The organism is Kitasatospora sp. NPDC085879, assembly GCF_040686255.1.
Lineage (GTDB): Bacteria > Actinomycetota > Actinomycetes > Streptomycetales > Streptomycetaceae > Kitasatospora.
Genome location: NZ_JBFBJZ010000002.1, coordinates 251,674 through 274,578 on the forward strand (window position 1 = coordinate 251,674; position 22,905 = coordinate 274,578).

The 22,905-nt window shown below is 72.8% G+C and carries 16 protein-coding genes; 8 read left to right on the forward strand and 8 right to left on the reverse strand.

Annotated features, from left to right (window positions below):
• The first annotated feature begins 417 nt into the window (after nt 1-417).
• Together AB0P35_RS02875 and gndA are read left to right on the forward strand one after the other, a co-directional pair.
• Nucleotides 418-678, forward strand: a complete 261-nt coding sequence (locus AB0P35_RS02875) for a co-chaperone GroES (RefSeq protein WP_363505552.1) — start codon at nt 418-420, stop codon at nt 676-678.
• A gap of 9 nt (nt 679-687) precedes the next feature.
• The gene (gndA, locus tag AB0P35_RS02880; RefSeq protein ID WP_363505555.1) at nt 688-2,130 is read left to right on the forward strand and encodes an NADP-dependent phosphogluconate dehydrogenase; all 1,443 of its coding nucleotides are present in this window, start codon (nt 688-690) and stop codon (nt 2,128-2,130) included.
• A gap of 66 nt (nt 2,131-2,196) precedes the next feature.
• On the opposite strand, the gene AB0P35_RS02885 is transcribed toward gndA, so the two are convergent.
• From AB0P35_RS02885 to AB0P35_RS02910, 6 genes are all read right to left on the reverse strand, one after another.
• Entirely contained in the window at nt 2,197-3,219 is a 1,023-nt protein-coding gene (locus AB0P35_RS02885; protein ID WP_363505558.1) for an alcohol dehydrogenase, read from the reverse strand.
• Nucleotides 3,220-3,421: 202 nt separating this feature from the next.
• A complete protein-coding gene (locus tag AB0P35_RS02890; protein ID WP_363505561.1) occupies nt 3,422-3,562 on the reverse strand; it encodes a hypothetical protein in 141 nt (46 codons plus the stop codon).
• 35 nt (nt 3,563-3,597) lie between these two features.
• Entirely contained in the window at nt 3,598-4,293 is a 696-nt protein-coding gene (locus tag AB0P35_RS02895; RefSeq protein ID WP_363505564.1) for a hypothetical protein, read from the reverse strand.
• Nucleotides 4,290-8,489, reverse strand: coding sequence for an NEW3 domain-containing protein (locus tag AB0P35_RS02900; protein ID WP_363505567.1), 4,200 nt, complete (start codon nt 8,487-8,489; stop codon nt 4,290-4,292). The genes AB0P35_RS02895 and AB0P35_RS02900 overlap by 4 nt, the downstream gene beginning before the upstream one ends.
• Before the next feature lie 205 nt (nt 8,490-8,694).
• Nucleotides 8,695-11,106, reverse strand: a complete 2,412-nt coding sequence (locus AB0P35_RS02905; protein ID WP_363505570.1) for a discoidin domain-containing protein — start codon at nt 11,104-11,106, stop codon at nt 8,695-8,697.
• A gap of 102 nt (nt 11,107-11,208) precedes the next feature.
• Nucleotides 11,209-12,228 (reverse strand): LacI family DNA-binding transcriptional regulator, encoded by a 1,020-nt coding sequence (locus tag AB0P35_RS02910; RefSeq protein ID WP_363505573.1) that lies wholly within the window; start codon nt 12,226-12,228, stop codon nt 11,209-11,211.
• Nucleotides 12,229-12,351: 123 nt separating this feature from the next.
• Here AB0P35_RS02910 and AB0P35_RS02915 point away from each other — a divergent pair, with 123 nt between their 5' ends.
• The 6 genes from AB0P35_RS02915 (at nt 12,352) to AB0P35_RS02940 (ending at nt 21,058) form a co-directional block, all read left to right on the forward strand.
• A complete protein-coding gene (locus AB0P35_RS02915; protein ID WP_363505576.1) occupies nt 12,352-13,638 on the forward strand; it encodes an extracellular solute-binding protein in 1,287 nt (428 codons plus the stop codon).
• Nucleotides 13,639-13,727: 89 nt separating this feature from the next.
• Complete coding sequence (locus AB0P35_RS02920) at nt 13,728-14,600, forward strand: sugar ABC transporter permease (RefSeq protein WP_363505579.1); 873 nt, start codon at nt 13,728-13,730, stop codon at nt 14,598-14,600.
• 3 nt (nt 14,601-14,603) lie between these two features.
• The gene (locus AB0P35_RS02925; RefSeq protein WP_363505582.1) at nt 14,604-15,446 is read left to right on the forward strand and encodes a carbohydrate ABC transporter permease; all 843 of its coding nucleotides are present in this window, start codon (nt 14,604-14,606) and stop codon (nt 15,444-15,446) included.
• Between the two features lie 29 nt (nt 15,447-15,475).
• Nucleotides 15,476-16,729: a glycosyl hydrolase gene (locus AB0P35_RS02930; RefSeq protein WP_363505585.1), complete on the forward strand. Its 1,254-nt coding sequence runs from the start codon at nt 15,476-15,478 to the stop codon at nt 16,727-16,729.
• 28 nt (nt 16,730-16,757) lie between these two features.
• On the forward strand, nt 16,758-19,790 hold the full coding sequence (locus AB0P35_RS02935) for a glycoside hydrolase family 38 C-terminal domain-containing protein (protein ID WP_363505588.1): 3,033 nt from the start codon (nt 16,758-16,760) through the stop codon (nt 19,788-19,790).
• A gap of 410 nt (nt 19,791-20,200) precedes the next feature.
• On the forward strand, nt 20,201-21,058 hold the full coding sequence (locus AB0P35_RS02940) for a thermonuclease family protein (RefSeq protein WP_363505591.1): 858 nt from the start codon (nt 20,201-20,203) through the stop codon (nt 21,056-21,058).
• A gap of 483 nt (nt 21,059-21,541) precedes the next feature.
• Here the strand turns inward: AB0P35_RS02940 and AB0P35_RS02945 are convergent, their stop codons facing one another.
• Together AB0P35_RS02945 and AB0P35_RS02950 are read right to left on the reverse strand one after the other, a co-directional pair.
• Nucleotides 21,542-22,072, reverse strand: a complete 531-nt coding sequence (locus AB0P35_RS02945; RefSeq protein WP_363505594.1) for a hypothetical protein — start codon at nt 22,070-22,072, stop codon at nt 21,542-21,544.
• Between the two features lie 131 nt (nt 22,073-22,203).
• Nucleotides 22,204-22,779, reverse strand: coding sequence for a DUF6529 family protein (locus AB0P35_RS02950; RefSeq protein ID WP_363505597.1), 576 nt, complete (start codon nt 22,777-22,779; stop codon nt 22,204-22,206).
• Nucleotides 22,780-22,905 lie beyond the last annotated feature (126 nt).

A 22,905-nucleotide genomic window follows, 5' to 3' on the forward strand; every position in this document is an offset into this window, starting at 1 on the left:
CGAGGAGAGCCCGGCTGCGGCCCGGGCCGCGTTCCGGGCCGTTCCGGTGTTGCAGCGGTGCTGCGTACCGGCCGGCGCGGAAGGCAACGAGTTCTGCCTCCTGCGCACCCGGCTCCAGCCCCGCCGAGCAGCAGCCCCCGGTGCCGAGTCGCTCCGCTGTTCGGGTGAGGCCGGGGGCGGTGGAGCGTCGGGCCCGGGCGCGCCACCGTGCGATCCTGCGGAGCCGCACTTCGGCGGGCGAGGCGTCGGGCAGCCGGGTGGCCCCGACTCCATGAGGCCGAAGGCCTGTGGTCATACCGTGCAGGATCCGGGAACCCCGGCAGAATCGAATGTGGACCGCTTCGTCCGCGCCTCCGTCGCCCGGTTCCGCCGGTCCGCCTGCTTGCACCCGTACCGCCCAGTTCAGAGGAGCACCCCATGCCCGACTTCCACCCGGAGCACGATCGCCTGGTCGTCAGGCCGATCGGGGAACCCGCCGCGGGCGCCGACACCCGTAGGGGCGAGGTGGTGGCGGTGGGACCCGGCCGGCCCCTGGAGAGCGGCAAGCCGCACCCGGTGGACGTCAAGGTCGGCGACCGAATCGTCTTCGCCACGTTCTCCGGCTCGGCGATCGAGGTTGAGGGGGAGACGTACCTGGAGGTCCCCGAGGACGAGGTCCTCTCGTTGTCCGCCGAGTAGGAGAGCCTCATGGCCGAGCAGTCGAAGGCCCGGATCGGCGTCACCGGACTGGCCGTGATGGGCCGCAACCTGGCCAGGAACTTCGCCCGCCACGGCTACCGGGTCGCCGTGCACAACCGCACGCAGGCCAGGACCAACGCCTTGCTGGAGGAGTTCGGCCACGAAGGCGAGTTCGTCCCGGCCGAGTCGCCGGAGGCCTTCGTCGCGGCGATCGAACGCCCACGCATGATCGTCATCATGGTCAAGGCGGGTGCTCCGACCGACACGGTCATCGACGAGCTCGTCCCGCTGCTCGACGAGGGCGACGTGCTGGTGGACGGCGGGAACGCCCATTTCCTCGACACCCGACGTCGGGAGTCCGCCCTTCGCGAGCGCGGGCTGCACTTCGTCGGCAGCGGCATCTCCGGCGGTGAGCAGGGCGCGCTGGAGGGGCCCAGCATCATGCCGGGCGGCACGGCGGAGGCGTACCGGTTGCTGGGGCCGCTGCTGGAGGACATCGCGGCCCAGGTCGACGGCAGGCCCTGCTGCACGCACGTCGGACCGGACGGTGCCGGCCACTTCGTCAAGATGGTCCACAACGGCATCGAGTACGCGGACATGCAGCTGATCGCCGAGGCGTACGACCTGCTGCGCCACGCGGCGGGCATGCAGCCGGCCCAGATCGCCGAGGTGTTCCGCACCTGGAACGGAGGGCGGCTGGAGTCCTACCTGATCGAGATCACCGCGGACATCCTCGCCCACACCGACCCGGAGACCGGGCGGCCCTTCGTCGACGTCGTGCTGGACCGGGCCGAGCAGAAGGGCACCGGACGCTGGACGGTCCAGACCGCGCTGGAGCTCGGTGCCCCCGTCGGCGGCATCGCGGAGGCAGTCTTCGCCCGCTCGCTGTCCGGCAGCGTGCCCCTGCGCGAGGCGGGCCGCGGTCTGCCGGGACCGACCGAGACCTGGCTCGACAGCGCTGCCTTCGACCGCTTCGCCGAGGACGTCGAGCAGGCCCTGTACGCCTCCAAGATGGTCGCGTACGCCCAGGGCTTCAACCAGATCCAGGCGGGCAGCGCCGAGTACTCCTGGCAGATCGACCCCGGCGCGATGGCCGCCATCTGGCGCGGCGGTTGCATCATCAGGGCGCGGTTCCTCAACCGGATCAAGGCCGCGTACGACGAGGACCGGGCGCTGCCCACCCTGCTGACCGACGTCCACTTCAGGGAGGCGCTCGGGTCCGCGCAGTCGGCCTGGCGGCGGGTGGTCTCGACGGCGGCGCAGCTGGGCGTGCCGGCACCGGGCTTCGCGACGGCGCTCGCGTACTACGACGGCCTGCGGGCGGAGCGGCTGCCGGCCGCCCTCATCCAGGGGCAGCGGGACTTCTTCGGCGCGCACACCTACCGGCGGGTCGACCGCGACGGGGTCTTCCACACCCGCTGGGAGGAGCCGAGCCGTCCGGAGGAGGGCTGACCGGCGCGCCCGTGCCACGGCCCCAGCGGGCGAACCCGGTGGGGCCGTGGCACGCGGGCGCGCCGGTCAGCCGGTGGTGACGACCATCCGGAAGCGGGCGGCGCCGGCGAGCATCCGGTCGTAGGCCGCGGTGATCCCTTCGAGCGGTACCGTCTCGACCATCGCGCGGATGCCGTGGAGCAGGCTGAACTCCATGGTGTCCTGCACGTCCTGCGCGGTGCCCGAGGGGTGGCCGCGGATGATCTTGCCGCTCATGAGCAGCTGGTTCGGGCTGATGCCCAGCGGTGCGGCGTCCGCGCCGATCACCACGAGCTCGCCCCGGGTGGCCAGACCGTCCACGGTCGCCGTGATGGCCTCGGAATTCGCGGCCGTTCCCAGGACCACCTGTGCTCCGCCGAGCGACTGCAGTGCCTCCCCGACGCCGGCGCCCGCCGTGCTGTCGACGTAGTGGTGCGCGCCGAGCTCCTTGGCGAAGTCCGCCTTGGCGGCCCCGCGGGCGATGGCCACGGTCTCGAAGCCCATGGCGACCGCGTACTGCACCGCCAGGTGGCCGAGACCGCCGATGCCCAGCACCGCGACCAGATCGCCCGGCTTGGCGGAGCTGCGCCGCAGTCCGTTGAACGTCGTGACGCCCGCGCAGCCCAGCGGGGCCGCCTCGACCGCCGACAGCCCGTCGGGAATCCGGGCCAGGGCGTCCACCGGTGCGATCACCGCGTCGGCGTACCCCCCGTCGTAGGCCCAGCCGGGCACCTTCAGGCTCTCGCAGACGATGAAGTCGCCCTGTCGACAGCGCCGGCAGTGGCCGCAGCTGCCGCCGAACCAGCCGACCGCGACCCGGTCGCCCACCCGCCAACTGGCGTGGACGCTCTCGCCCACGGCCTCGATGCGCCCCGCGATCTCGTGGCCCGGCACCAGCGGGAACCGAACGCCCGGCAGGAGGGCATCCACGAAGGCGGTGTCGCTGTGGCAGATCCCGCACGCCTCCACCACCACCCGTACGTGGCCCGGGCCCGGCTGGGGTACGTCACGCTCGACGATCTCGAAGCGCCCGCCGGCGGCCGGGACTTGTGCGACTCGATAGGTACTCAATCCGGATCTCTCCCAAGCACTGGTACGACCAGGTACTGCGAGGGCAGCCCCCGCAGAAGGCATTCCCGCGCCCAGCACATCAGTTTCGGCTCGATCGCGCAGGGCGGGCAGCGGGTTGTGGACGTACCGGTCCGGCCGTTCACGGCTGCGCGCCTGTGCCGATCGGGTGAACGGCGTGCGGATTTGCCGGCACCCCGACCGGCTACTGGAGCAGTGCGGTGTGCGGGTGTTCCGGCGATGCCGGGCAGGCGTGGAGCTGCTGGTCGCAGCCGTCGCCGATGGTGATCACGGTCGGTCTCGCCGGGTCGGGGCAGTCGGTGTGCCCGGAATCGGTGGTTTGCACCCTCCCGGACCGGCAGGACTCGGCTCCCGGTGGGGTCAGTGGCGGTGGTGGTTGTCGGGCTGCGACGGGTCGCCGGGGTGTTCGAGCCCGGGGACGAGGGTGAGGCGGTGGGCGCGGGCGTGGTCGAGCCAGCGGACGAAGGCGAGGCGGCGGGCCGGGCCGAGCAGGTCGAGGGCTGCGTCCGGGCCGGGGACGGCACGGGTGCGGGTCGACACGAGCGCCGCCGTCCAGCCGGCGGCGGTGACCCGGCGGCCGGGCGGGGCGGCACGCAGAGCGGCGGCGAGCGCGACGGGGAGGGTCTCCGGGTCGGCCTCGAAGTCGCCGTCGGCGGTGGCGAGTTCCCAGACGGTGGCGGGTGCGGGCCGGTGGGGGTCGAGCGGTGGTGCGGTGACGTGGGCGGTGACGGCGGCGAAGACCGCGCGGACGGCGGCGCAGCCCTCGAACGCCGCGGCGGTGATCGAGCCCATCTCGACGGCGGCCCGCTGGTCGAGGCGGACCGGTGGAGCGGCGGCGCAGTCGAGCCGGCGGACGCGGGCCTCGGCGGTGCAGAGCGCCTCGGTGAGCAGGACCTGGGCGACCCAGCGGGTGAGCTGGCGGTCCTCCGGGCTGCCGGGGGCGGGCAGTGCGGAGGACCGCGGGCCGGTGCGGAGGGCGGCCAGCCGGCGGTCGAGCTCGGTGCGGGGGAGGGGGCGGCCGTCGAGCAGGCCGAGGAGGGCGGGTCCGGCGGTCACGGCTCGATCACCAGCTCCACCGTCGGGGTGTACTGGCAGCGGCCGAACCACATCACCTTCGCGAGCGCCCAGTACGCGCCGGGCTCGGCGTCGGCCGGGACGGTGATGTCGAGGGTGACGGTGTGTCGGGCGCCGGGCGGCAGGGTGAAGCCGCGGACGGGGTCGGGGAGTGCGTCCCAGCAGCCGTAGGGGGCGACCACCTGGATCTCGCCGCGGATCTCGCCGCGCGTGCGGTTGTCGAGGACGACGCCGAGCGTGCTGCGCCGGCCCGGCGACAGCCGGACCGAGGGGGTGGTGACGGAGACGGACAGGCCGGTGTCGCGTCCGTCGGCGGCCCGGGTGCCCTGGGCGGCCGTCCAGTCCTCGGGAGTCCCGCTGCCGGCGGGCAGCAGTGCGGGCAGGTCGCCGACGGCGACGGTGGCGACGTCCTCGACGAGCTGGCCGCCGTACTCGGTGCGGACGGCGACGAAGTACAGGCCGGGCTCGGTGCCGGCCGGCGGGTCGAGCGTGAGCGGGAAGCGCACATGGCCGGAGGGGACTAGCCGGTAGGGGCGGCGGCGGACGGAGACGCGCCAGCCGTCGGGGGCGAGGACCTCGGCGGTGCCCTCCACCTCGGCGTCCACCAGGTGCGAGGCGAGGACGGCGGACAGCTCGACGGGACCGCCGGCCGTGCGGACGAGGCCGGGGGAGAGGCCGACCGACACCGGCAGGTACCCCATCGGCGCGGGGCCCCGGTTGTGCAGCCAGTACCGGGCGTGGACGGGCTGCGCGGCCTCCCCGGCCGGCCCGAGCACGGCGGTCGCCGGTCCGGGGGAGCCGGTGGCCTCGGGCACCGCCGTCACCGTGAGCACCTCCGCGCCGGCCAGCACCAGGTCGGCCGGTGGCCCGCCCGGTTGCTCCAGCAGGTCGGAGGCGTACGGCGTGGAGAGCCGGAGCGAGCCGTCCAGCCGGGCCGTCCGCCCGAGGCCGGTGGACTCGATCAGCCGCAGGGTGACCGACGACCCGGGGGAGACGGCCGCCGCGGAACCGTGCGCGATCGGGTTGCCGGTCGGCTTGAGGGCGGACAGCAGCACCTCCCGTTCCGGTTCGACCCGCAGCCAGGAGCAGGCCCGGGGCAGCCCGCCGGCCCGGCCGGGCGGGAGCAGCCGGGCGTGCAGCGGGTGGTTGAACTCCTGGCCCTGTGCGGGCAGGTGCTGTGCCCGCCAGTCGCCGTCGCCGCCGGTCAGGGCGTACCCGAACTCGTGGGTCCAGTGCTGGAGTTGGAAGGACGCGCCGTCGGGCAGTGTGCGCTTCGGCGGGTCGATCCAGACGCCGGAGGGCCAGCCGGTGCAGGAGCGCATCAGCGACAGGTGGAGGGCGCCGGACGGGTCGACGGCGAATCCGGGCAGTCCGCGGGTGAGCAGGGCCACGGTGCGGTCGGCGAGCCGTTCGCCGTCGGGGAGCCGACCGGGGCAGACGGCGCGGATCACGGCGTCGGCGAGGTCGGCGGCGAGTGCGGCCGGGTCGGTGGTGACCAGCGCGGGCAGGGCCCACAGGTCGCGGAGGTCGGCGTTGGGCTGCCAGACCTCGTGCAGTGGCTTGTCGGCGGGCACCCAGACCGCGCCGTGCTCGGCGAGGGCCGCCGCGTGCGTGGCGCCGGCCCGTTCCAGCAGCGCCGCTGCGGCCGGATTGGCGTCGGGGCCGCCGAGGACGATCCGGACGTCGGGCAGGTTGGAGTCGACGTCGAGCCAGCCGTACCGGGCCCGGTCGGCGCTGGTGGTGGTCGCGGTCACCCCGACGCGGGCCAGGGCGACCACCAACTCCCTTGCGCTGTGGGCATCGTCGACGGTGGGAACGATCACCTCGGCCACGCCGAGCGCCCGGTCGCCGAGCGGGTCGCCGTTCGGGTCGGTGAGCGAGACGCGGGCGGTCGATCCCAGGCCGAACCACGTGTTGGCCGGGTTGTCGAGCGTCCAGGGTGCCTCGGCGGCGTCCACGTCCGGCAGGGCGAAGCCGCGCCCGACCACTGCTCCTGCCACCTCGCTGACCGGGAGGCCGCCCGGCAGGTCGACCGGGAAGCGCAATCGCAGCAGCCGGTCGGCGCCGGCGTAGTCGGCCAGCACGGTCCGGCAGTCGACGTGGTCCACGCCGTCCCAGAGGGTCACCGTCTGTCGGTAGGCGATGCCGTCGACGGTGCCGGTGACCACCAGCCGTTCGCCCAGCGGGCCGGTCTCGCGCCGCACGGTGGCGTCCGCGGCGGACGAACCGACGACCGGGCCCTTCGGGACCAGGTGCCACGGCCCCTCGCCGAAGTCCGGGTGCTGCGGGTACTCCTCGTACACCCGCACCTCGTTGCCGACCTGGTCCTCGCGCAGGAGTTCCCGTCCGTGCAGCAGGTCGTGGACGGAGCTGAGCGCGCCGCCGCGCGCCGGGTCCGCGGTGACCCGGTAGCGGGCGTTGGCGGCGCTGAGACCGTCCGCGGCCTGCCACAGGGCGTCGGCCGGGCCGTCCGCCAGCGTGTAGGTGCGCCAGCCGAGTGCCGGTACCGCGTCGGCGCGAAAGTGCAGCGTGCCCCGGTCGACCGCGCACGGCACCGGTCGGCCGTCCTGGTCGAGTACCCGCGTGTCGTCGAGGCCGTCCGGCAGCCGGAGCGACACCATGCCGGAGCGTTGGAAGGACAGGGAGTTGGCGACGACCACCGCGTGGTCGTCGCCGGTGCCGATCCGGCCGGTCAGCGCATCGAGCGAGGCGTCGCGGACGGCGGCGGCCAGGTCGTGGGCCTCGCGCCAGCCGCCCAGCAGGTCCAGGTAGACCTGGTCGGACTCGGATCCGGTGATCGCGTCGTGGTGCGCGCCGTAGGCGAGGTGGCGCCACACCTTGTCGAGTGCCGCCTCCGGGTAGCGGCCGAGGCCCTGGACGGCTGCCAGGGTGGCGAACCGCTCCGCGTCCAGCGCCGCCGTCTCGGCCGCCCGCTGGGCCTGCTTGGTGTCGATGTAGGAGACGTCCTTGCCGGTGTACACGGGGTTCATGTCCCGGGTCTGCGGGCTCGGATGCCGTCCGGCGGCGGTGAGTTCGGCCCGGACGGCGGTCAGGAAGTCCCGCGGGGTGCCGCAGACGAACCGTGGCCACAGGTACTTCGCGGCCCACGAGCGGTGGATCTCGGTGACCCACTTGTTCGGCGGGGTGTAGTCGGTGCCGACCGGCAGCAGCAGGTTCCGCGTCGCGCCGACCGGCTTGAGCCCGCGGTACAGCTCGTACACGGCCTGCTCGGCGGCGGCCAGGTCGGGGGAGGAGTCCATCCACCAGCCCGCCGAGTAGTGGTGCGGCATGTAGTGGGTGAGCACCCCGCGCCCGGACGGCGAGATCCATTCGAACTCGCTCGGGAACTGCATGACCGTCGCGTCGTCCTTGGCCGTGCGGAAGTTCTTCTGGATCGGCCCCCACTGGTGGAACGGGCCGCGCGCCCAGGCGCTGCCGGTCAGTCCGGCGGCGGCCAGGTAGCCGGGGAACTGGGGATCGTGGCCGAAGACGTCCAGCTGCCAGGCGGTCTGCGGATCCCCGCCGAGGATGTCGCGCTGGTAGCCGATGCCGTACAGCAGGTTGCGGATCGTGGTCTCGGCACCGGTCAGGTTGGTGTTCGGTTCGTTGTAGGTGCCGCCGACCAGCTCCACCTGCCCGCTCGCCAGCAGCTCCCGCAGCTGCGCCCGGCGCTCGGGGTGCTGGTCGAAGTACGGCTTGAGGTAGTCGACTTCGGCGAGGACGAACTTGTACACCGGGTCGCGCTGCGCCAGTTCCAGGTGTGCGTCGACCAGGGCGAAGCCGTTGCGCTCCCACAGCGGGCGGGTCGTGGCGTCGCCGGACAGCAGTTCCCAGGGGGAGGTGTAGGCGGCCTGGGTGTTCCACCAGACCGGGTCGTAGTGGAAGTGGGAGACCATGAACATCGTCCAGCCGGGCTCGGCGACCTCCAGCTCGCCGGGGGCCTCGGCGTCGCCGGCGGTCACTCTGACCGGGCGGCGCTCGCCGGGCACCGGGGCGTCGACCTCCAGCGGGACCTCGACGGTGCCCGCGCCGGTCGCGACGCCGCGGACGCCCGGGCCGGTCACGACGATGCGGGACGGCGGGCCGTCCACCGTCAGCCGCAGTATCTGGCGCGGCGCGGCCTCGGTGCCCGTGAACAGATCGGTGGAGGTGACCTTGGTGATGCGGACGACCGACACGGGGTGTCCTTCCTCGGGGCTGGCCCTGGTACGAGGTTAGGGCCTCTCTTTCGGATCCTGTCGGATCAGCGCTGGGGGAGGATGCCCGGCGTCGCGCGCCCGGCAAGATCCGAAAGAGAGGGCCTCTGCCCGAGCGGGCGGGCCGCGTCGTACGCCACGGCGACGCGGCCCGCCCGCAGTGGGCGGAGAGGTGCGGTGGTGGGGCCTAGGTGCCCCAGGCCTCGAACTCGTAGATGCGGGCGGCCGGATCGCTGGTCTGGGTCGGGTCGGTGATCACCAGCCGGACGTAGCGGGCGGTGAGGGAGACCGGGTGGGTGGTCGTTGCGGCGGTGTTGCCGGTGACGGTGACGGCGGTGGTCCACGGGTCGCTGGTGGCGCCCCGGACCTGGACGGTGAAGTCGCGGGTGTTCCACGAAGGGCTCTCACCGCCCGCCTGGGCGTGCTTGACCACGAAGCCGGTCAGGCCGCGGGCCGAGCCGAGGTCCACCTCCAGCCACTTGCTGCCGGTCAGCGTGCACCACTTGTCGCTGTTGCCGCCGGACACCGAGCCGTTGACGGCCTTCGCCGCCGTCTCGCCGGCGTTGCACTGGCCGGACGCGGTGGCCGGGCGGTTCAGCGCCAGGTTGCTGCCGGTCGCGGCGGACCAGGTGACGGTGGTGCTCGCGGCGGCGGAGCGGCCGTACTCGGTGGAGACCGCCTCGACGTCCAGCACGGTCGAGGTCTCGGTGCCGACCCGGTCGAGCTGCGGGACGAACCAGGCGCTGTTCGGCGTCGCGCCGAGGAAGGTGCGGCTGCCGTCCGGGTTGCGCCGGTACACCTCGTAGTGGTGGACCGAGCCGGTGGCGGAGGGGGCCCAGGCGAGCCGCAGCGACCGGCGGGTGGGGCTGACGTCGGTGGAGCCGAGGACGGTCGGTCCGGTCGGGGCGGAGGCGGTGTCCACGGCGCCGTCACGGACGGCGAGTTGGCCGACCTTGACGTCGAGGGAGGGCGTGGTTCCGGTGGTCTGCAGACCCAGCTGGGCGATGGTGCGGCCGGCGAACGGCGACAGGTCGAGCGTCCGGCGCTCCCAGCCTGCCGTGGTGGTGGAGCCCAGGTCGAGGGTGGTGAAGACGGTCGGCGAGTCCGTGAAGGCGACGGCCGCCCGGAGGTGGGTGGCCCCGGCGGCGGGGGTCCTCAGGACGACGTCGAGGCGGGTGTCCGCGGCCACCGGCAGCCGGGTCTGGTAGAGCCGTACCGTGTTGTCGGAGTCGAGGGTGCCGGTGAGGCGCAGCGCGGAGCCGCCCTCGTAGGCGTCGGTGAAGTCGATCGACGGGGTGATCCTGGTGCCGGTGGAGGAGACCAGCCAGCGGTAGGTCGGTGGGACGTCCTGGACGGAGAGGTTGTTCCAGCCGGCGGAGGAGACCCGCACGCCGCCGGAGTTCCAGAAGTCGCCCTGCCCGGCGTCGAAGGAGGTGACGAACGGTTTGGCGGTGATCGGCGAGGACTCCGGGACGTAGGTCGCGAGGCCCTTCCAGGACGAGGAGGTCGCGGTGTTCGACGGGTCGCCGTTGGCGCCGTCCCAGTAGCGTGCCTCGCGGGCGTAGGAGTCGGCGCGGCCGGTGGCCGAGGTGTGGGTCCACTCCGGGCGGTAGAGGCCGAGCGAGGTGGTGTGCGGCCGGTTCGCGGGGAAGAGCGCGTTCCAGTTCACCGAGGAGTTGTAGCCGTTGGCCTCGGTGTCGATGCCGGAGTAGAGCTCGTACTCGCTGCGGCCGAGCGAGCGGGCCAGTGTCCGGGAGGAGTCGAGGCCGGAGGCGGACCAGCCGAAGTTGAGGAAGGCCGAGTCGGAGGTCTTCTGCCCGGACTCCTGGAGGAACGCGTCGTTGGCGGAGGTGAGGGCGTTCTGCCAGCTCACCGAGCCGGACTCGGTCATCGCGTCGTACCACATGAACCCGACCGGTCCGAGCGAGCGGGCGTAGCGCATCTCGTCGCGCAGCGCGGTGGCGAGCGCCGAATCGCCGCCGTCCGTCTCCTGGTTGACGAACCAGCCGTCGAATCCGTAGTACTGGGCGGCCTGCACGAGTTTGTCGGCGACCGGGTAGCGGCTGCCGGACTTCTGGGCGAAGTCGCGCACCCACTGGAGCTTGCCGCCGTACGCGGTGGGCGGGAAGAAGACCGTTCCGTACACCTTCACGCCGTTGCGGTGGGCGGCGTCGATCACGGTCGGGTTGGGGGCGAGGATCAGGCCCTCGCCGGCCGAGCCGCCCCAGAACACCAGCGTGTCGACGTACTGCCAGTGGCCGAAGGCGTAGTAGTTCGGGTCGGTGGAGCCCTGCGAGGGGTTGTTGGACGTCGGCCCGAACGACACGAGCGAGACCACCTTGCCCTCACCGGGGCGGGCGTTGGCGTTGGCCTTGAGCGCCGGGTCCGACACGCGGGGCTGGAGCGGGACGGTGGCGCGGTTGAACCGGGCGTCGGGGTCGGTTGCCGGATCCCAGTCGAGGATCGTGTTCGGGTACCAGTAGGAGGCGTACGGCTGGCTTCCGCCGGTGCCGGCCGCGGCCTGCGGGGCGGGGGCGAGGAGGACGGCCGATAAGGCGGCGAGGGTGGTGCTCAGCAGCAGGGCGAGGCGTCGTTTCATCCGGGACTCCGGTCCAGCGGGGGATGGGTGCTGGTGCAGTGGTGGTGCGGATGACGTGAAGCGGCGAGCGTCCCGCAGGCTAAAGAGCTTTAGTTCCTGCTGTCAAGAGGCCGGGCGGGCCGTGGACTCGCGGACGGTCAGCCGGGGCGTCGGGTTCTGCACGTCGCGGGCGGCGGACGGATCGGCGATCACGGCCAGGAGCTCCCGGGCGACCTGCTCGCCGAGCGCGAAGGTGTCGCGGGAGAGCGCCGTCAGCGACGGGTGGACGATCCGCGCCAGTGCCGAGTCGTCGAAGGAGACGACCGACAGGTCGCCGGGGACGGAGACGCCCATCTCGGCGGCCACACCGAGCCCGGCCACGGCCATCACGTCGCTGTCGTAGATGATCGCGGTCGGCCGCTGACGGCGGGCCAGCAGCGCCCGGGTGGCGGCGGCGCCCTCGGCGTCCGAGAAGTCGGTCGGCAGCGACACCGCCTCGGTGAGCCCGAGCCGCCGTGCGCAGTCGCGCACCGCCCGGATCCGGCGCCGGGTGTGCTGGAAGGCGGGCAGCCCGGCCAGGTGGGCGATCCGGCGGTGCCCGAGCGCGGCCAGGTAGTCGACGATCGACACCATCGCCTCCCGGTCGTCGGCCCAGACGCTGGGCAGCGAGCCGTGCCGGCCGGGCCCGCCGATCACCAGCGCGGGCACCGCCAGCTCCTCCAGCACCGGCACACGCGGGTCGTGGACCTGCAGGTCGACCACGACGAAGCCGTCCACGCGGTGCTCGGACGCCCAGCGCCGGTACACCTCGATCTCGGCCGCGGTGTCCTCGACGACCAGCAGCTGAAGGGCGGTGCCGTCGCCGGACAGCCCGGCCTGCAGGCCGGACAGCAGCTGTCCGAAGAAGGGTTCCAGTCCGATGGTGCGCGCCGGGCGGGCCAGCACCAGCCCGACCGCCCGTGCCCGGGCCCCGCCCAGGGCGCGGGCCGCGCTGTGCGGCCGCCAGTTCATGCGCTCGGCGACCTGCAGGATCCGGCTCCTGGTCGCCTCGCTCACCCCCGGCCGGCCGTTCAGCGCGAACGACACCGCGCCACTGGAGACCCCGGCCTCGCGGGCGATGTCGGCGATCGTCGGTCTGGGCATCGGGCGGGGCCCTCCTCGGAGATTTCGGGTGCGCGATCCCTTGACGCCGAGTGTAACCAGGGAGATGCTGCCGAAGCGCTAAAGGGCTTTAGTAAGTCTGCTCGACGAATCGGGAGACGCCACATGTTAGGAAGCCACTGGGCACGGCTGGCACTTGCCGCCATCGCGGCCACCACACTGGCGGGCTGCGGCCTGAGCGACCCGGACACCGGCTCGGACGGTCCGGCCGTGACCGCCGGCGCCGAGGTCAAGGGCAAGGTCTCGATCCAGACCTGGGCCCTCAAACCGAAGTTCACCGACTACATGCAGGGCGTCCTGGACGCCTTCCGGCAGCAGCACCCCGGCGTCCAGGTGGAGTGGCTCGACCAGCCCGGCGACGGCTACTCGGACAAGGTGCTCAGCGAGGCCTCTGGCGGCACCCTGCCGGACGTGGTCAACCTCCCGCCCGACTTCGCGCTGCCGCTCGCCGCGCAGGGCATGCTGCTCGACGTCGCCGCGGCCGACCCGCACCTGGCCGACGACTACGTCAAGGGCGGCATCGACGCGTACCGCTTCGCCGGCCGGGACGGCGCCTACGGCTACCCCTGGTACCTCAACACCGACGTCAACTACTGGAACTCCGAACTGCTCGCCAGGTACGGGCTGGACGCGAAGAAGCCCCCGGCCTCCCTGGACGAGCTGATCGCCCAGGCCAGGACCGTCAAGGAGAAGTCCGGCGGCTCGACCTACCTGATGAGCCGCAAGCCCGGCCTCGGCGACCTCGCCGACGCCGGCGTGAAGATCATGGCCGACGACGGCAGGAGCTTCACCTTCAACACCCCCGAGGCCGCCGCCCTGCTCGACAAGTACCGCGACGCGTACAAGGACGGCCTGCTGCCGAAGGACGTGCTCACCGAGACGTACGCCGGAAACGCCAAACTCTTCAACGCCGGCACCGTCGCCTGGACGACCGGCGGCGGCAACTACATCACCGGCCTCGCCACCGACAACCCCACCCTCGCGCCCAAGGTCGTCCCGTCCGCGGCGATCGGCACCCCGCCGCTGTACGTGCAGGGCCTGTCCGTCGCGCGCAGCAGCAAGAACCGGGCAGCCGCCGTAGCGCTCGCCCGCTGGGTGACCAACGCCCGGAACCAGGCCGCGTTCGCCCACCTCACCAGCATCTTCCCCTCCACCAAGGCCTCGGCCGGCGACCCGTTCTTCAGCAGGAGCGACGGCAGCAACGCCTCCGACGCCAAGGTGATCGCCTTCACCTCGCTGGGAAAGGCCCGGATGCTCCAGCCCGTCCAGGTCAACGACGCGATGAGCACGGTCGTCAACCAGCAGATCGCCCTCGCGATCAGCGGCGAGACGGGCTCCAAGCAGGCCCTGGACACCGCCGTCAGCCGCTGCAACAAGCTGCTCGGCGGCTGACCGCGCCCCGCGGGCGGCGACCGCCCCACCCGGCCGCCGCCCGCAGGAGACCGCCCGGTCCCGCCCGCCACCTCCGAGGAAGGCACCCGATGACCCACCGGCGCTGGTTCACCCCCTGGCTGCTGGCCGGCCCGGCCGTGCTCTGGCTCGCCGTCTTCAACCTGTGGCCGGCCGTCAACACGGTGATCCTCTCCTTCACCAACGCCCGCCCGCTCGGCGGCGGCCGCTTCACCGGCCTCGCCAACTACCAACGCGCCCTGGAGGACGACCAGTTGGCGGACGCGCTGGTCAACAGCATCGTCTACCTGCTGATCTGCCTCCCGCTGCTCACCCTGCTGCCGCTGCTGCTCGCCCTGCTGGTGGAGCGGAAGCTCCCCGGCATCACCTTCTTCCGTACCGCCTTCTACACCCCGGTCATCGCGTCCGCCGTGGTGGTGGCCCTGATCTGGGGGTGGGTGCTGGACGACCGCGGCCTGCTCAACGGCCTGCTCGGCCAACTCGGCCTGGCCGACCGGCCGGTCTCCTTCCTCACCGACCGCTGGCTGCTGCTGTTCAGCGCGATCGGCCTGACGGTGTGGAAGGGACTCGGCTACTACATGGTGATCTACCTGTCGGCGCTCGGGAACGTCGGCCGCGAGCTCCACGAGGCCGCCGCCGTCGACGGAGCGTCGGCCGCCCGGCGCTTGTGGCACGTCACCCTCCCCGGGGTGCGCCCCACCATGCTGCTGGTCTCCGTGCTCATCTCGGTCTCCGCCCTGCGGGTCTTCTCCGAGCTGTACGTGCTCTCCCACGGCACCGGCGGCCCGGGCGGACGCGACATGTCGGTGGTGATGCTCATCCAGCTGTACAGCCGCGGCTTCACCGGGCACATCGGGTACGCCTCGGCACTCAGCCTGCTGCTGTTCGCGATCACCGTCGGACCGATGCTGCTGCTCGCACGGCTCGGCAGGAAGGCGGCCTGACCGATGGCCCGAGGATTCAACACCCCGTCACCGGCCGGGAAGGCCGTCCGCTACCTGCTGCTGGCCCTGGTCCTGCTGCTCACCGTCGGCCCGTTCCTGTGGCAGCTCTCCACCTCGCTCAAGGGGCCCGGCGAGGACATCTGGTCCCGCACCCCCGGCTTCCTGCCGCACGAGCCGACCCTCGCCAACTACGCGAAGGTCGCCGACACCGTCCCGGTCTGGACGTACGCCGCCAACTCCCTGGTGGTGGCGGCGATCGCGGTGATCGGCAACACGGCCGGCGCGACCCTGGCGGGCTTCGCGCTGGCCCGGCTGCGCTTCCGCGGCTCCCGCCTGGTCCTCGGCCTGTTCCTGGCCACGCTGGTCCTGCCGGGCGAGGTCACCATCGTCTCCCAGTACGTCACGGTGCGAAGCCTCGGCCTGACCGACACGCTGGCCGGGGTCGCCCTGCCCGGCGCGATCGCGATGCTGAACGTGCTGCTGATGCGCACCGCCTTCCAGGCCGTCCCGCCCGACCTGGACGCCGCCGCCCTGGTCGACGGCGCCAACGTCTGGCAGCGGCTGGTCCACGTCGGCCTGCCGAACGTGCGCGGCATGCTCAGCGTGGTCGTCATCTTCACCTTCATCGGCGCCTGGGACGACTTCCTGTGGCCGCTGATCGTCCTCAACGACCCGGGCAAGTACACGCTCACCGTCGGCCTCCAGTACCTGAACGGCACCTTCAGCGCCAACCCCCGGCTGATCGCCGCCGGAACCATGATCGCCTTCCTGCCGGTCGTCGTGGTCTTCGCCTCGCTGCAGCGGTTCTTCTTCCGGGGCGTCGAGGAAGGGGCCGTCAAGGGATGACCGCGACTCACGAAGGAACCCGCCGCCGTATGACCGACACCGCCCGGCCCCCGCGCTTCGGCGTCAACTACACGCCCAGCCGGGGCTGGTTCCACCACTGGCTGGACTTCGACCCGGACGAGGTGCGCGCCGACCTGGACTCGATCGCCGCACTCGGCCTGGACCACCTCCGGGTCTTCCCGCTGTGGCCGCTCTTCCAGCCCAACCGCACACTGATCCGCCCCCGGGCCGTCGAGCAGCTGCTCGACGTCGCCGACGCCGCCGCCGAACGCGGCCTGGACGTGGCCGTCGACGGCCTCCAGGGCCACCTCTCCAGCTTCGACTTCCTGCCCGCCTGGACCACCACCTGGCACCGCCGCAACCTCTTCACCGACCCCGAGGTGATCGACGGCCAGCGCGCCTACCTGCGCACGCTCGCCGCCGCCCTCGCCGACCGGCCCAACTTCATCGGCATGACCGTCGGCAACGAGATCGACCAGTTCTCCGGCCACCCGCACCCCGACCCCGACCGGATCACCCCGGCCCGGGCCGAGGCCTGGCTGCACCGGATGCTCGCCGCCTGCGAGGAGGGCGCGCCCGGCCGCCTCCACCTGCACGCCGCGTACGACGCCGCCTGGTACCAGGACGGCCACCCGTTCACCCCCGCGCACGCCGCCCGGATCGGCGCGGCCACCGCCGTGCACTCCTGGGTCTTCAACGGCACCGCCCAGCGCCACGGCCCCGAGTCCGCCGCCACCGGGCAGCACGCCGCCTACCTGATCGAACTGTCCAAGGCCTGGGCCGACGACCCGCACCGCCCGGTCTGGCTCCAGGAGGTCGGCGCGCCCGCCCCGCACATCCCGGCCGGGCGGGCCGCGGCGTTCGCCCGGACCACCGTCGCCAACGCCCTGGACTGTCCGGACCTGTGGGGCATCACCTGGTGGTGCTCGCACGACGTCGACCGCGCCCTCGCGGACTTCCCCGAACTCGAGTACGGCCTCGGCCTGCTGACCAATGCCCGGGAGGCCAAACCGGCGGGCGCGGCGATCGCCGCGCTGGCCGCGGAGGTCCGCGCCGAGTGGACCCCGCCGCCGGTGCGGACCACCGGACTCGTCCTCGACCTGCCGGACGCTGCCCCCGAACGCTCGGTGTGCGCGCCCGGCGGGGCGTACTTCGAGGCGTTCATGCGGCTGGCCGCCACCGGCGCCCGGCCGGCCGCGGTCCTCGCCGGGCGCGCCGCGGACGTGGACCACCTGTCCGCCCGGGGTATCACCGAACTCGTCACGATCGACCAGCTCCGCTGACCGTCCGCCACCTCTGGGAGCAGCCCGCATGCACGATGACCGCAGCCTCGTCGAGTCCCGGCTCAAGCGCGTCCTGGAGGAGCGCATCCGGCCCGCCGTGTACCCCGAGTCGGTCCCGCTGGAGGTGTCGATCTGGACGGCCCCCGACGAGCCGGTCCCCGTCGCGGAGGGCCTGGCCGCGCCGCGCACTCCGATCGCGGCCGGCGCGCAGTGGGGCGCGCCCTGGGGGACCAGCTGGCTGACCGTCTCCGGCACCGTCCCCGACGCCTGGGCGGGCCGGACCGTCGAGGCGCTGATCGACCTCGGGTTCGACGCCAACATGCCGGGCTTCCAGTGCGAGGGCCTGGTCTACCGGCCCGACGGCACCCCGGTGAAGGGCCTCAACCCGCGCAACCAGTGGGTGCGGATCGCCGCGCCCGCCGCGGGCGGGGAGGAGGTGCTGCTGCACGTCGAGGCCGCCTCCAATCCCGTGATCCTCGACTACCACCCCTTCCTGCCCACAGAGCTGGGCGACAAGGAGACCGCCGGGGACCGGCCGCAGTACCGGCTGGAGCGCACCGACCTCGCGGTCTTCGACGAGACGGTGTGGCAGCTGGTCGTCGACCTGGAGGTGCTCGGCGAACTGATGGCCGAACTCCCGGTGGAGGGCGCCCGCCGCTGGGAGATCCTGCGCGCCGTCGAACGGGCGCTCGACGCGATCGACCTGCAGGACGTCAACGGCACCGCGGCCGCCGCCCGGCGCGAGCTGGCGGCGGTGCTCGCCTCGCCCGCCGAGCCGTCCGCGCACCTGATCAGCGCCGTCGGCCACGCCCACATCGACTCCGCCTGGCTGTGGCCGCTGCGCGAGACCGTCCGCAAGGTCGCCCGGACCACCGCCAACATGACCGCGCTGCTCGAGGACGAACCCGACTTCGTCTACACCATGTCCCAGGCCCAGCAGTACGCCTGGATCAAGGAGCACCGGCCCGAGGTCTACGCCCGGGTCAAGAAGGCGGTCGCGGAGGGGCGGTTCGTCCCGGCCGGCGGGATGTGGGTGGAGTCCGACACCAACATGCCCGGATCGGAGGCGATGGCCCGTCAGTTCGTCCACGGGAAGCGGTTCTTCCTGGAGGAGTTCGGCGTCGAGAACGAGGAGGCCTGGCTGCCCGACACCTTCGGCTTCGCCGGCGGGCTGCCGCAGATCATCAAGGCGGCCGGGTCCAAGTGGCTGCTGACCCAGAAGATCTCGTGGAGCCGGGTCAACACCTTCCCGCACCACACCTTCCTCTGGGAGGGCATCGACGGCACCCGGATCTTCACCCACTTCCCGCCCGTCGACACCTACAACTGCTCCATGCAGGGCAAGGAGATCGCCCACGCCGCCCGGAACTTCAAGGAGAAGGGCCGCGCCCGGCACTCGATCGCCCCGACCGGCTGGGGCGACGGCGGCGGCGGAACCACCCGGGAGATGGTCGCCAAGGCGGCACGCCTGCGCGACCTGGAGGGGTCGGCCCGGGTGCGGTGGGAGCGGCCCGCCGAGTTCTTCACGAAGGCCGAGAGCGAGTACCCCGACCCGCCCGTGTGGACCGGCGAGCTGTACCTCGAACTGCACCGGGCCACCCTCACCAGCCAGGCCAGGACCAAACAGGGCAACCGGGCGAGCGAGAACCTGCTGCGCGAGGCCGAACTGTGGTCCGCCACGGCGGCGGTACGGGCCCGGCTCCCGTATCCGTACGCGGAACTGGACCGGATCTGGAAGACCGTGCTGCTCCACCAGTTCCACGACATCCTGCCGGGCTCCTCGATCGCCTGGGTGCACCGGGAGGCCGAGGGGACGTACGCCGCGGTGGCGGAGGAACTGGCCGCGATCATCGACCGCGCGCAGCGGGCGCTGGCCGGCGAGGGGGACGGCACCGTCGTCTTCAACGCCGCCCCGCACGATCGCGGGGGAGTACCGGCCGGCGGCGCCCGGGCCGAAGCCCCTACCGCCGGCGGTTGTACGGTCGTCGCCCGGCCGGAGGGCGGGTACCTGCTGGACAACGGACTGCTGCGGGTCGCCGTCGACGCACGCGGGCTGGTGGTGTCGGTGCTGGACCTCGTCTCCGGCCGGGAGGCCCTCGCTCCCGGTGCGGCCGCCAACCTGCTGCAGATCCACCCGGACTTCCCCACCATGTGGGACGCCTGGGACGTCGACTCCTTCTACCGCAACACCGTCACCGACCTGACCGCCGTGGACTCGGTGGAGGTCACCGCCTCCGGGCCCGACGCCGTCGCCGTCCGGGCGACCCGCACCTTCGGGTCCTCCCGGGCCGTCCAGACCGTCACCCTCACCGCCGGGTCCGGGCGGCTCGACCTCGACACCGAGATCGACTGGCACGAGACCGAGAAGTTCCTCAAGACCGCCTTCCCGCTCGACGTGCGCACCGACCGGTACGCCGCCGAGACCCAGTTCGGCCACCTGTACCGGCCGAGCCACACCAACACCAGCTGGGAGGCGGCCAAGTTCGAGGCCTGCAACCACCGCTTCGTCCACCTGGAGGAGCCCGGCTGGGGCGTGGCCCTGGTCACCGCGTCCACCTACGGCCACGACGTGACCCGCACGGTACGCCCGGAGGACGGCGGCACCACGACCACCGTCCGGGTCTCCCTGCTGCGAGCCCCGCGCTTCCCCGACCCGCACACCGACCAGGGGCTGCACCGCTTCCGGCACGCGCTCGTCCCGGGTGCGGGTGTGGGCGAAGCGGTCCGCGAGGGCTACCGGATCAACCTGCCGGAACGGCGGGTTCCCGGGTCCGCGGAGGTCGCCCCGCTGGTCACGCTCGACAACGACGCCGTGGTCGTCAGTGCCGTGAAGCTCGCCGACGACCGCAGCGGCGACGTCGTCGTCCGGCTGTACGAGTCCGGCGGCGGCCGGGCCCGCGTCCGCGTCGCACCGGGCTTCGCGTATGCCCGGGTGGACCGCTGCGACCTCCTGGAACGCCCGACGGGGGAGGGTGCGACAGAACTGCGGCTGCGGCCGTTCGAGTTGGTCACCCTGCGGTTCGCGGCCGACGGCAGCGGGGGCGGGGGCGAGCTGGGCTGACCGGGCCGCGGCGCCGCCGCCGTTCTGACCAGCCAGGATGAACCCGGGCCGAAGCCCAGGGGAGAGGGGCGGCGGCCGGGCTCGTTCGAGACCGGCTGCGGCCGACCGCCGCCACCTCGTCGACCTCGTGCCTGCCGCCAACGCTGCCGCCACGGGTGCCTGCACTCCGTCCGCCCCCGGCCAGTTGATCCTCTGTCACTTCTCGACCGGGCTGCTCCTGGCCGACCGCGCACAGATGGGCAGCCGCGGCGGCGCGGCGATCGTTGAAGCCGGTCGGATACGAACGTACAGTGGCGACGCCTTCGCCACCCCGTGACGAAGTGAACACTCATGGTGAATTCCACCGCGCGAACCGGCGGACGCCGACAGAGCAGGCATGTGGCGCCCGCCCTCCCACTCAAGGGGCTGCCATGTCCATGCTGCTTGTCCTCGGCGAGTGCCGGATCATCGGTACCGAGCCGGACGGCGACACCATCCACTTCGTCCCCACCAACCCCCTGGCCTTCGACAAGCTCAAGGACGCCCCGGTCGAGGTCAAGAACGGCACCGCCAGGCTCAGGCTCGAAGGCATCGACTCCCTGGAGACCCACTACGACCGGACCGGGCCGAGGATCCGCCAGCCTGCCGAGTTCGGCGACAGGGCCGCGCAGGAACTCCTGACCTTCCTCGGGTTCAGCGACGTCCAGCGCAGCGGACAGAAGGTCGTCTCCGCCAACCCGCCACAGACGCCCGCGTGGGTCCTCACCCAGGGCGGGGACCCGTTCAAGCGCTGCGTCGCCCTGCTCGGCACGGGCGTTCCTCCCGGCGCAGACGGCACCGAGATGCAGGTGGACGTCCCGCTGCTGCAGACCACCGTCAACCACCACCTGCTCAAGACCGGCCTGGTCTACCCCGGCTTCTACGACAAGCTGTTCCGCAACCTCCGGGAGGAGCTGGCCGCCGTCACCCGCCAGGCGCGAGAGGCCGGCCTGGGGCTGTGGCCGCTCGACGCCACCACGATCCCGGGCGGAGCACCGATCACCGGGATGCCCTCTCTCACCGAGGTGGTCATCCTCCCGAAGCTGTTCCGGCGGCTGGTCGACCACTTCAACCTGGTCGAGCAGTCCCTGACCTGCTTCCCCGCCTACCTGGCGGGCAAGGAGGACCACGTTGAGGTCCTGTCGACGAGGACGAAGCAGCTGAGCCTCGCGCCCCTGGTCCAGATCATCAACGACACGGCCGTTCGGATGACCGCGCAGCCCGAGGACACCGTCTTCGCCGAGAGCTGAGCAGGAACCCCGACGGTGATCGACGCCGCCGACTTCCTGATGATCCGCAGGACCAGGGCGGTCAGGCAGATCTGCGGGTAGCCGGCGGTGTTCAACCGGTTCGACCCTCTGCCCGGGTGGGCGCGGGGGCTGGGACATCGGGGACGTCCAGGTAGGTGCCGGCGGCGGCCGGGCCCGCGTCCGCGTCGCACCGGGCTTCGCGTAGGCCCGGGTGGACCGCTGCGACCTCCGGGAACGCCCGACGGGGGAGGGGACGACAGCACTGCGGCTGCGGCCGTTCGAGTTGGTCACCCTGCGGTTCGCGGCCGGCAGCCGAGGGGACGCGCTGCGCTGACCGGGCGGGCGGCGCCCGGCCGGGACGGTGGTCCCCGAGGGGCCTGTCGCGCCAGGTGCACTCGCGTCGCGCAGGACCATCCACCGGATCCGGCCCAGCCACGCGGGCGGATACCGCACATTGATCAAACTCGCTGCGCGCCCGGGCGCTCAGTCGTTGTCGATCTTGTTGCCGCTGGGGTTGAGGACGTACCAGCCGGCGCCGAAGGCATGGGAGCCCTCGCCGTTCGTGTCGCCGGGATTGTGGTCGCCGGCGTAGTAGTAGAGCGGGTGGCCGTGGTAGGTGACCTCGGTGCTGTGGTCGGCCCGGGCGATGGTGCCGAGGTCGGCGGCGTTGACCCCGGCGCCCGACTGCGGGGTGCCGGTCGTGGTCAGCGGAGGCCAGGCGGCGGCGCAGGCACCGTCGCAGGCGGACATCGTCGGGCTGTCCTTCTCGAAGAGGTACAGCGTGCGCCCCTGGCTGTCGGTCAGGATCTTGCCGAGACTCGAGTCGTGCACCACCACGACGGCGCCGGTGGCGCCGGGCTGGCTGGGGGATTCGGATCCGGGAGCCGGGGCGGAGTAGGCCGGCGGGGAGGTGGTGACCGCTGCCGGGGCGGACTTCGAGCCGCCGCTGCCGCACGCGGCTGCTCCCAGAGCGAGGGCGGGCACCATCGTGGCCACCCAGATGAGACGTCGCATGTTCGTCTCTCCTTTCGGCGGGCCGCCGGCCCCGGTGTGGCGGCCGGGCGAGCCGTGCACCCTTCAGTACGCGGTGGAGGGTGCCGACGTTCACCCGTGCACGGCCGGATCGAGCACGAGTCCGCCAGTGATCACAGGCCGGGGGCCTGGTATCCGTTCAGCAGCCAGAGCGCGCCCGAGTACCACAGCAGGCCGATCGCGCCGACCAGCACGCCACCGGCGAGCGGCAGCATCCAGCCGGGCAGCCGACGGTGTCGCACCACGATCACCTTGGCCACGAACGCGCCGTACAGCACGCATCCGGTGATCGAATGCAGTGCCACCCGGGGGTCGCTCAGCTGCACGCCGTAGGTGACCAGGCAGTGCTGGGCGATCGGCAGCGAGAGGAGGAAGGCGCTCAGTCCGACCAGCCGGTGGATGGTCGGGACGGGCCTGGGTGCCGGGCGAGGCGCGCCGGGCAGCCGTCCGTACATCCACAGCGCGAGGAGCAGCTGGACCAGCGCCAGGCCGAACAGCGCGCTGCCCAGTTGGGCTTTCAGCTGGTTGGCGTCATCGCCCTGCTGGCCGAAGAGGTGGCTGGTGTAGTCCGGCGTGTGGGTGCGGCCGTACCAGTAGAGGCCGAGCGTGACAGCCACCGGAAGGAGCATCCACAGCAGCACCTGCCACGGCCGGGGCCGGGGCCGGTCATCGGGAACGGGTGGTTGCATCGAGACTCCTCGGGCGGTAGGTGCTGCCGCTCACCATCTGCCACAGGCCTCGGTTCCACTTCCACCAGGCGCGCCGACCTGTCGGGAAACATCTCTGGCCGGCCGGCCGGCGCCTCGGTCCGCCCG